At 42.5% G+C, this 11,411-nt stretch carries 8 protein-coding genes; 2 read left to right on the forward strand and 6 right to left on the reverse strand.

The genetic code is table 11. The annotated features are described in order from the left end of the window. Window positions 1-85 precede the first annotated feature (85 nt). Both H140_RS0110315 and H140_RS0110320 read left to right on the forward strand, forming a co-directional pair. Window positions 86-1,447, forward strand: coding sequence for a DUF2868 domain-containing protein (locus H140_RS0110315; protein ID WP_019673579.1), 1,362 nt, complete (start codon window positions 86-88; stop codon window positions 1,445-1,447). Window positions 1,448-1,621: 174 nt separating this feature from the next. Beyond that, complete coding sequence (locus H140_RS0110320) at window positions 1,622-3,325, forward strand: DUF3482 domain-containing protein (protein WP_019673580.1); 1,704 nt, start codon at window positions 1,622-1,624, stop codon at window positions 3,323-3,325. A 132-nt stretch (window positions 3,326-3,457) separates the two neighbouring features. Here H140_RS0110320 and H140_RS0110325 read toward each other — a convergent pair whose 3' ends face one another. The 6 genes from H140_RS0110325 to H140_RS16535 all read right to left on the reverse strand — a co-directional run. After that, on the reverse strand, window positions 3,458-4,486 hold the full coding sequence (locus tag H140_RS0110325; protein WP_019673581.1) for an ArsA family ATPase: 1,029 nt from the start codon (window positions 4,484-4,486) through the stop codon (window positions 3,458-3,460). Window positions 4,487-4,579: 93 nt separating this feature from the next. Further along, a complete protein-coding gene (locus H140_RS0110330; RefSeq protein ID WP_019673582.1) occupies window positions 4,580-4,849 on the reverse strand; it encodes a cory-CC-star protein in 270 nt (89 codons plus the stop codon). Window positions 4,850-5,220: 371 nt separating this feature from the next. Continuing rightward, window positions 5,221-6,888 carry a carbon starvation CstA family protein gene (locus tag H140_RS0110335; protein WP_019673583.1) on the reverse strand — a complete coding sequence of 556 codons (1,668 nt, stop codon included), beginning with the start codon at window positions 6,886-6,888 and terminating at the stop codon, window positions 5,221-5,223. A gap of 245 nt (window positions 6,889-7,133) precedes the next feature. After that, window positions 7,134-9,176 carry a hypothetical protein gene (locus H140_RS0110340; protein ID WP_019673584.1) on the reverse strand — a complete coding sequence of 681 codons (2,043 nt, stop codon included), beginning with the start codon at window positions 9,174-9,176 and terminating at the stop codon, window positions 7,134-7,136. Between the two features lie 113 nt (window positions 9,177-9,289). After that, window positions 9,290-11,104, reverse strand: a complete 1,815-nt coding sequence (locus H140_RS0110345) for a hypothetical protein (RefSeq protein ID WP_156819156.1) — start codon at window positions 11,102-11,104, stop codon at window positions 9,290-9,292. A gap of 51 nt (window positions 11,105-11,155) precedes the next feature. Then, window positions 11,156-11,411, reverse strand: a 256-nt coding sequence (locus H140_RS16535; protein ID WP_019673586.1) for a transposase, incomplete at its 5' end; no start/stop codon positions are given.

Genomic DNA, 11,411 nt, shown 5'->3' on the forward strand with positions numbered 1-11,411 from the left:
TTTTTATTGTTGATGATTTAGGGCATGTCCCTAATAAACATGCCCCTAATAAATAAGAATAAACGACCAAGCAACAAGGACTCCCATGCTATCAAAACAAGACCAATTGACCGAGCTGGTGCGTATGCTAGAGGCAAAGGACCATGTGTTTGCCACAGATCCATTGCTGATTACTGAGCGCATGCAAGATGAACAGGGCTCCCCGATTCAAAAGCTCCATCACCGTGCTGAGCGCATTGATAGCAATGGTGCGTTGACGGGGACTTTGTCCAAGATTGATGGTCGTATCAAAGGCATCATCTTGATAATGAGCGTACTGTGGTGCATATCTGGGTTTGCTGGACTGTTTGCTTTATTACAAGCCAATGTGGTGAATTTCTTTTATGTTTTGGTCTGTCTTCTGGGCTTTCATAGCTTGATGCTACTGGGCTGGCTGGTGTTAACGGTCATTAATAGGGGCAGTCAGTCACCAAGTATTATCACCAGTTTTATTAGCCCTAAAGCCTTAATTCGCGGTAAAGATGATGTCACACAAGCGGCGGTTGAGCTGTATGATATGCAGTTGCGCCATACAGGGATGCGCTGGTATCTGGGCAAATTTACCCATCAATTATGGCTGGCGACTTTAACCGGCATGCTGTTTGCTATTATCTTTTTACTCATTGTGCGTCAATATAGCTTCAGCTGGGAGTCGACCTTGCTGTCAGACAGTGCGCTGATGACGTTGACCCATTGGCTTGGCTGGTTGCCAAGTATGGTAGGCTTTAGCGTCCCTGATGCCGATGCCGTGGTGCAAAGCCGTCTGGCTACTGAAGCAATGCCGTTGTCGATTGCTAGACAATGGGCAAGCTTACTTATTGGCAGCTTATTAATGTATGGGCTATTGCCTCGGGCGCTGGCATGGGCGTTTTGTGCGTTGATGTTCGCTCGTAAAAAGATGACGCTGGATATCAAGCAGCCTTATTATCAAAAGATAATTAACTTTTGGCAACGCAAGGTGGTGGATAAAAATGACTTTGTTGAAAAGGTGATTCCGGTTGCGCCTGTCGCAAAAGTGACTCAAGGCAATAAGCTAGTGGCGCTATTAGAATACCCTTGCAATGATAAGCTGTGGTATCAAGCGGCAGGCCCTGAGTTTGCGACAGCTCAGGTGATTGACTTTGGCATTGTCGATGAGCGTGATGATTTTGACAAATTATATGCCTATTTAGATGAGCATGAGGTGCAAGTATTGCTAGGTATTCATGCGCAAGCATTGCCAGATCGAGGCACTATGCGTAAGTTACAGAAGATAGCCACGCATGCAAAACAAGGTCTAATTGTGCAGTTGCTAGAGCCTGAAGACGACGCTTCTACCTATTCAGGCGAAAACGCTGAAAATGAGTCGCTACGATTGCAGCAGTGGCAAGCGGTGCTGGCTGAGTATCAAATTGGGCTGGTTTCATAAGACTATACCAGTTTCATAAGACTATACCGGTTTTATAAGATTATACTGGTTTTATAAAATTGAACTGACTCTATAAAACCAATAGCAAAAACCGCCCCACTCTACTCTGTTTTCTAGTTTTTTTTATTTATCCCTATAATCGCAGTATTTAATTAACCCTTATCTGAGTATCTTATGAGCACCCAACAACCCAACCAACAGCGACCCAACCCTGGTTTATTCAGTGACAAAGCTTTTGACGCCACCGAAATCAATCAACCAAATTCAGCGCAAACAACATTTACTCAAACAGCAGTGGATGCTAAGTCAGCTTATCCCACTTCAGAAGCAGCGCATGCTAATACGCTTGATAGCAATATGAATAACAGCGCCAATACAAGCCATAACATGGATAATGAGAATACAAATACTGCTCAGCCAAAAAGTATGAGCGACTATTTGCACAGTATTCCTAAAACCACCCTTGCCAGTGGTGAACCGTTAAAGCTGGCGGTCGTGGGTCATACCAATACTGGTAAAACTTCGATTTTGCGTACCTTATTGCGAGACATGTATTTTGGTGAAGTCAAAAACGAAGCAGCCACCACCCGCCATGTTGAGCGTGCGGTGATCAGTGACAGCCAAACCGGTGAAGCACTGGTCGCCTTATTTGACACCCCAGGGTTGGAAGATGCCTCAGGTCTGATGGACTGGCTTGAGGACAATACCGCCAGTCGCCGTGATGGTATCGAGCGTTTGCAACAGTTTTTGGTCAGTGACTTAGCAAAAGGCGATGCTCAAGGTGGTGATATCAGCCCGCTAGATGACTATTCACAAGAGGCAAAAGTTATCCGCCAATTGCTGGCAAGTGATATGGCTATCTATGTCATCGATGCCCGTGAGCCTGTACTTGGCAAATACAAAGATGAGTTGACTATTTTGTCTTGGGCAGCAATCCCTGTGATGCCGGTGTTTAACTTTACTGATAGCCAAGATGCCAATATTGAAGACTGGCAAACCATGCTGGCACGCCGCAATCTACATATTTCAACTCGTTTTGACTCGGTTGCCTTTGAGTTTGAAGATGAGATGACCCTGTGGACTAACTTAGCGACCATGCTGACTCACGCTGAGACCTTAGAGCAACTGGTTAGCCGTCGCCGTGAAGATTGGGCGCAGCTGTATGAGCAAGCAATGATAATTATTGCTCACTTCTTGCTGAATGTCGCCGCTTATGTGCGTGAAATTGATGATGAAGATGATCCGCTGCCTGTGCTTAATGAGATGCAAGAAGCAGTACGCCAAAGTGAGCGTACGATGCAAGGTAAGCTGATGAATCTGTATAAGTTTTATGACAATACAGCAATTGTCACACCATTGAAGCTAAGTGAATATCAGCAAGATCCCTTTGATCCTGAATTACTAAAAAGCTATGGCTTGCGCACCACTTCTGGCGCAGCAGCAGGCGCTTTGTTAGGGCTTGGAATTGATGCGGCAGCTTTGGGTACGACGTTAGGACTGGGCGCTGCTCTAGGTGGTCTTGCAGGCGGTATACTGTCGAATACCAGCACCATTGCTGATAAGCTCACTGGCGTAAAGCGTCTGTATATTGATCCTGCCACCCTAACCTTGCTGGCGACCCGCTCCCTAGATCTTCTGGCTTCTTTACGCCATCGTGGTCATGCAGCCAAAGCAGATACACCAATTGCAGAATTGCAGCAGACCACTACTCCGCCTTGGGATCCAAATAAGCTGCCTAGCGAGCTGAAAAAAGCCCGTAGCAAACCACAATGGAGTAGCTTAAGTAGCGGTAAAAGTGACACTGCCTTTGAGCTGCGCGCCGATGCGGCTTGGTCTTTGTCCGATAAGCTTAGACGCTCAAGACAAGCTGAAGATTAAGACAAGCTGAAGGTTAATGATTGGGATTAAGAGCGGTGGCTAACTTTTAATACCATCCACTCTTAATCCTTTACCCTCTAAATCCCTTGATCCTACTCTCTCATAATCCTATCTAAGCCTAGCTGATAGGGTTTAATTCAACTGTTGTAATTGAGCGACGCCACGCACATCCGTTTGCTGTAAATAAATGGCATACAATGGATAGTGGCTAAAATAATGCTCAATATTGGCAACCATCTTTTGTTGACGTGCAGCTCGTTGCTGCCAAAATGCATCTTGCTGCTGCGGCTGAATCAACTGATTCACTACCAATGCAGCTGGTGCTAAATCGGCTTGTTTGAGCTGGGTTACGGCACGACGAGTTTCTTCTATGGGCAGATTATCCGCTGTGAGTACAAATACCAAAGCGGTTTTTTGCTTGTCGTGTAATAGCGCTCCTGCTTTACGGAATAATTCTTTGCGCTTATTAAGCACTTCCACCGCCTGTTGCCAACGGTCTACGGGTTTGGCATCAGCAAAGGGGTTGCTAATATCACGCTTACTGCCAGTCAAGCTGTTTTCTGCCAGTTTATTGCCTGCCAGATGCTCAGCAGCCCCTTTTAACTTAGCTTGGCGACGCTGTTGTGACAATAGCCCTTCTGTCCATGCGGCCATCATCTCCGGCAAGCTTAACAAACGCAAGGTATGCCCAGTTGGTGCCGTATCAAACACTATATGCTGATATTCATTGTGCTCAGTGGCATCGACCAGATGCTGACAAATGGCCTCTAACATAGCTGCTTCTTGAGCACCTGGAGCACTTTTTGACAGCTGCAAATGCTGTTTTATTTTAGGCAACATATCTGGATTTGCATAACCGCTGATGGTGCGCTCAACTTTGGCAAAATGGGCGTCAATAATGACATCGGGATTGAGCTCTAGCGCATCTAAGTTATCGCTAAGCGTTTTTGCTTTGTTGGTGAGCTTCACATCAAATACATCGCCCAAGCTGTGCGCTGGATCTGTTGAGATGATTAACGTCTTTTGTCCTTGTGCGGCAAATTGTGACGCAAGCGCTGCGGCTGTGGTGGTCTTACCGACACCGCCCTTACCACCAACGAAGACGATCGGAATGTGCTGCAATTGTTCAACAAGTTTATTTAAAGTTTGCATGGTTTGCATAAAAGGCGCACTCTTGTTTTATAGATAGATTTTATAGATAGATGAGTAGATAGACAGAGATGATTAATTTACATCTGATAAGTGGCTGTTATATTAACAGCAGCCGCCATGTTGTAATGGACAGCGTGGCATGCCCATTCGTAAATGCCATTGATGAAAATGCTCCAAGAATATGGGCTGTAACTCTAGAGTATAAAAGCTGGCAGGATTATCAATACCCAAGCTTTCGCAAAACAATAGCAGCATGAATAAATCCTCTTCATCACGGGCGGCTCGAGCAAGGGTCTGCCGATATGGAGCGTGATAAAACTCATTTAACCCTGCCACAAAGCGTCGCCACAATGACTCTTGTTTGATTTGCATGGTTTGTCCTCGGTTAGCCGTTGTTAAACTTATTTTACTGGTATAGTCTGCGAAATACTAAACGGTTACGGTGTTAACCTCGCTAAGCCTACATTTGTAGTACTTTCGCTCGGTTGCCTTGTAACGATTTTATACCTTTTCTGAAAAATAACCTATCTTTGTCAAACTCGCTAAACCTACTACTTGTAGCGTTTGCACTCGTTTTCCTTGATAGCTTAATTTTTAGATTTGGTATTAGATTTCTTTGACTATTATTTACTGGTATGTCATATTATGGCACAAAAAAACGCCAACTTAACGTCAGCGTTTTTTTAGACTATATTTCAAATTTTAAACTATATTTCAAGCAATGTTTTTACTGCTATATCCTTCTAAGACTTATATTGACGCCACTCTTTACGCAATACAGAGAAGCTTTCAAAAGTCACTAGAATAGTGGCAATTAAAATCACAATATCTAAGAAGATTAGCAACCAGTTTTTATCCATATAGAAGGTTTTTAACTGTAAGATTAAAGCAAAAATAGCCATCACCAATAAGAAAGATAACGGCGCTAAAGTGTACCAAACGGTTTTACCTTTGCGTAATAAAATTACCGTCACAATCATTAAGGTCAATGCCGCCATTAACTGGTTGGTGGTACCAAATAGAGGCCAGATTAACATACCACCTGAACCATCTGCACCACCGGCACCAAAGGCAATTAACAAACAGCTGCCTACGGCTAATAAAGTGGCAACCACGCCTTTTTTCAAGGCTGGCAAGTTGTACACTTCACCGAACTCTTGAAAAATATAACGCTGTAAACGCACTCCTGTATCCATGGTAGTGCCCGCAAATAAGGCAGCCATTACCGTTAAGATGGTCTGTGACAATACAATATCAATGCCCATACCGTTGTTTAAGATGGTCGCACCACCGTCAATAAAGGCACCAATTGAACCATCACCGAACTTTTGATATACCGCTTCCCAGTCTGCTAAAGTCGCAAAACCAGCTGTGGCTGCCAAGATAGCACCAAGTGCCAGTAGACCTTCACCAACGGCACCGAAGTAGCCCACGAAGCGCACATCTTCTTCTTTATCGATTTGCTTAGAAGTTGTACCAGTCGCCACCAGACCGTGGAAACCTGAGATGGCACCACAAGCCACAGTAACAAACAGCAATGGCATGATTGAAGGTGTGGTCGCCGGTAAGTTGTGGTTAAATGCTGGCGCAACAATATCAGGCGTTGCAATAAAGATTGCACCGTATAATAAAATCAAGCCGACGAACAGCTGCAAACCGTTAATATAGTCACGAGGCTGTAACAGCATCCAGACCGGTAATAACGAAGCAATGGCGGCATAGAAAAATAGGAATAGAATCCAAACGGCATTATCTGGCAATCCAAATAGTGTTTCTGGAATAGCAACCGGTACCATAGAGCCTAGATAAATTAAGCCATACAGTGCTATAACACCGAATAAAGACACCCAAGCTAAGTTCATCTTAAAGCGATAAATACACTGACCAATAATGGCTGCCACTACCAAAGCACCCCAGACAGGAATCACTGAAGTTGGGGTTTTGATCATCATATTGGCAATCACAACACCAAATACAGCGTTCACCATCAGTAGCAATAAGAAGATGACTACCATCATTAAGGTGCGTACACGGCCGCCCATTACTGAGCCGGCAATACTACCGATTGACTGACCCTTGTTGCGCACACTCGCCCAAGTGGCAGACATATCATGAACACCGGCCATAAAGATGGTGCCCAACACTACCCAGATCATAGCAGGCACCCAACCCCAAATTACAGCGATAGCAGGACCAATAATAGGCGCTGCACCAGCAACGGAGGTAAAGTGATGTCCCCATAATACGTATTTATTAGTGGGCACATAGTCGATACCATCTTGCATGGTATGAGCAGGGGTTGCAATAGAGTTATCTAAGCCTAAGATTTGCTTGGCAAAAAACTTTGAATATACCAAGTAGCCTATCAACATGGCTAGAATACCAAACAGTAAGACAATAGCACTGTTCATTTATTCCTCCTAAAAGAGTTGGTTTTGACAGATGCAAGTGTGTATTTTTAATACATTAATCATATCTATATATTGTGATTTATTATATTTTGATGTTAAAAACTGACAACAATATACTGTGTATTGACAAAAACACTCCCTGTCGTTGCTTTGTATGACTATAACCATAGTCTATTAACTCAGTAATTTATGCAAGATACTTTACACAAATTATTTTATCTACAAATGTTTGTTTTTAATAGACTCTAATAATCTATTATAGGAAAAACACCATTTTTAATTGCCTCTACTATTTTACGTCCCATTGGTGCACCACCACCTTCATCGTATCTTTGCAATAATGTTTGTGAATACTCTCGGATATTTATTGTGTTTTCAGCATTAGGTGTGGTCGCACCATCAGGTAAGGTGGTAAATACTGAGGCGGTAATTGACGCTGGCTCAAAACGGGTCAAACTCTGCAATTCGATACCACGAAAGACATCCATCTGCTCATCAGCAGGAATATCATCGTCTAGCTTGTACTGCTTAAATTGCCATTGGATACGTTTTGAGCTATCAATGGCATAGACATCACGCCATAACCAGCTGCTCTCTGCGCTGTTGGGATCATAAAGCGCGTAATTAATATTCGGATTATGAGTGGGTTCGCTTAACTCATCCAAATTATCAGCACTACTATTGGTTTCGTTGTCAATCGCATCTATTTCAGTTTGTAGGCTGTTTTCAATTAAACTGAGTAATGTTTGGATCAATTGTCGGCTACTATATCTAGATGTGGTTTCATTTTTAGCTTTTTCATCAGTATCCTGTTCAAAGCCAACAGTTTCATCATAGTTGATTGCTGACTCTGCTTGCGCCCACTCTTTAAACTTTCTATCTTCCTCCGCTGACTCCTCCGCTTCTGTTGCTGCCAATATCGCCTCACTGACAGACAACACCTCTGTTGATGCTTGAGCGCTTTCAAGCTCAGGTGGTAACTGCCGCTTTAACTGTGGGTATTTATCTATAATTTGCTGATATAAGCTGTCAAAATAAATTTGCGCATAACGCTCGACATCCTCATCAGTCAAGCGTCTCTCGATCACATAAGGGGTATCTTGTATATAAGGTATAAACCGAGACTCTATGGGTTCTGAGCTCATCAATTGCTGATGTGTCAAAATACGATAGCGCTGAGTTGGAATCTGCTGTAACGCCTTGTCTTTGGCTGCAAAGTGACTCATAATTAAGTCTTTTCCAAAGCCTTCTGGCAGACTATCATCATTTAAATCTAATTTGAGCCATTTGTTATGCATGGAAGTGCCTAGCTGCTCATCAAAATAAACGGAGAGCAGATAAGCATAAGTATCTGCCCAAAAGTAAATCGCGCCCTGTTTGGCATCCAGATAAATATAATGATTGGCAATACTTGTTAAATTAGGCGACTGATAACGAAGAGTTGGCGTGATAGTCATCCTTCCCAATAATGGCTGATAAATACCTTGAACACTAATGCTGGTTGGCTTTAACAAATACGCATCCAGCAGTTTGGCTTTGCGGGCATCAAGCTTGGTATGAGCACTGTCATAGTTTGGCAAAAATCTATCTTGTGGCGTATCTATATTCAAGCTAGTCAGAAGCTCATCTAGTAATTGCTGATTAAATTTGTCTGACCCTGTGTCATCATCTTCTACCATTTCACTAGATAGTTGCTCCTCAACAGCAAGTATATCTGTGTTACTTATACTGGCATCGGTGCTAGACTCTACCTGACTATATCTAGAGTTTTCCCAATCTACCTGCTTGGTTTTACAGTCAATAAAAGCAGACTTTAGTGCTCTACGCTGAGTACTATATTTTTCATCTTCGATATCAGTGTTTTCTGACTCAGCACGCGCTAGTAAACTTGCATACGCCTCATCATGCAGGTGCTCACAGTGTGTTTCTGAGACATCACTCATAGCCAATTGCTGATTGGTTGTATGTCGAAAGGCTGCCAAGCGGGATTGATTTGAGCCAATCATATCTATTCGATAGCGATAGGCGGTTTTTCGCTGTTTTTGCATGGCTTGCAGCAAGGTTTGCTGTGCTAACAAAGATTGTTGTTCTGATGCTGGCTGGCTAGCCATAATTGCAGTCAGTGCGCTCGACTGATGCTGACCTGTAAATGGCGTTGATTGACAGCCGCTCAAAGCTACTGCTGCAAGTGCAGTAGTGATTGAATGCTTTAGAACTTTCTTGCTGAGTGTACTACGGTAAGAGGGACTATCTATGTGCGTTGATTGTAGGCTACGGCTGACTTTCATTGTTGTTCCTTGCTCGATTTTACTGCTGTCTGGTTGGCTGTCTTGGACAATATCAGGGGATGAATTAAGTGAGTTTAATATTGTTCTTCCTCTTCCTCTTTCTCATCATCATTCTAAGGGTGTTCATCCTGGTACTCTGGATCATTGACATTGCCAGACTCAACAATACTAATTTTTGGCTCATAGTCCATGTTGTCCATGCCGTCTATCTTCTCAGGCTGATCATTGTTAAAGCTATCAGGCTCATCATATTCTTCAAAGTGCTCAGTCTCAGGGTTATAGCGCCCATAGCTAGATCTTGCATATTCTGCTTGAATCAATAGCTTTTGACGGTTTTTGGTATTTTGTAACCACTCATTGCCATCTAGCGGTTTAAGGTTGCTATTTTCAGAAAATGGCATACCAAAAGACTGAATAAACAACGGCTCTAATGAGTTTTGTTCAAAGCTTTTTGCATCATAACGGGTTTGGGTTATGCTGTTATGGGTACGACCTGCCAAATCACTCCCAATGGCCATAGATACTTGCTTACCTAGTAATTGATTATCGGCATCTAAATAAAAGCGATTGATTTTGTTAAAGGTTATAGGCAAAAAAGTCTCTAAGGTTTGCAACATTCGACCCGCGTCATCGGTTAAAAATGTGGTACTTAACGCTTGAATATTTTCTAAACGCTGAGCAATATCATCTGGATCTTGATAAGCTTCTGGATGCGCCTCGACATGTGTTTGTAGGGTATTAATCATGTGTTTGAAAATAACGCCTAACATTTTGCCAGACTGATAAGCATCTAAATTTACTTTAACCACAGTACGTGCACCCAACTGCTTAGCAAAGTCATCTTGACTAAAATCTGTCATGGTAAAGTTGCTGCTATCAAGTTCTGTTAAGCTATAAGCAATAGCGGATATCAAAGCATCATAAATAACTTCAGAAGAAAAACTCTTCTGTATCTCCTCAGGCAAACCAAAAGCAACTGTGGTCGTCGTCATATCTTCAGGCAAGGGCGCGCTTTCTGGTATGGAAAGGGCAACAAGTGGCAATAGTGCACTTGGGTCTAATATCATTTTTCCCTGTTTAAAGTCGATGCCCAGTGGCAGTTGGATAGAGGTATAAGACGAAGGACTCACGTAATCAAAGCTATACACGCTATTGAATTTTTTTTGTGTTACGTCATAAGCACTGATTTGATTTAAGGTTAAATATTGATAATAATAAAAGTTGTTAGCCTCTACTTGTGCTGGCGTGATTTGTATCATCTCAATTGCTTCATTAAGCTCTGTGAGTTGTTGTTGCTTTTCATAGGCTTCAATTTCTTCATAATCATAATCAATATAACTGTTAAAATCATCATCATGTCGCAGATTATCAATTAGATTGTTTGTAACTTCATACTCTGTTTTGCTTCGTAGTGCTTGCACCTCACACTGATTAAAGTTTTCTGTAATCTGTAAAAAATGCGCTGGATTGTTATCATAACGAATACCATTTCGATCTGCCGCCTCTTCAGCCGCTAACATCTGATCTGCACAGTGTACCCGCTGCTGCTTAAAGTCTAAGAAATATTGCGGCCAGCCCTTGCTTAGATAGGTGACAGGCTCAAGGTCACTAAGTAGATATACACTATAATCACAGACACTGTAATTTTCCCAAATATTGTAATAAGACTGTAAATCATCGTTTTCACTTCTATCAGAGTTTAAGTAGTCTGAAGTTTGTTTATCAAAGTGATTAACACAGGTGTTCTCACGTTTAAGATATTGACGCTGATAGATATTTGCAAGCACCATTAACTCAGGCTCGGCCTGTTTTACCTCAGTTATACAGTCACTATATTCTTGATGTAAAGCGGTAATTTGTGGGTCATCACTGGCAGTGGCAGCATTTTCTTCCAAGATAAGATCCAAATCATAGGAATAATCAAGCACACATCCAAATACATCATCAACATAATCAATAACTAATACCAAACCCAATAATTAAAGTTGAGCCCAAGCACGAGTGGTTAAAGTGCGAATTCTTTGTGGCTGTTTGAGCAGATTATTCCAAGCCAAACAAGCGGCATCAACAATAGCTTCATAGCTTTCATAACAGCGATTAGATAACTCATTTTGCTTCAGGTACTGCCATACGTTCTCAGAGGGGTTAAGCTCAGGTGAATACGGTGGTAATTTAAGCATAGTGACATTCCCCTGATTCAAGCTTGGTTGATGCCATAATGCACCGTCCATTACC

It is taken from the genome of Psychrobacter lutiphocae DSM 21542, from assembly GCF_000382145.1.
Taxonomy (GTDB): domain Bacteria; phylum Pseudomonadota; class Gammaproteobacteria; order Pseudomonadales; family Moraxellaceae; genus Psychrobacter; species Psychrobacter lutiphocae.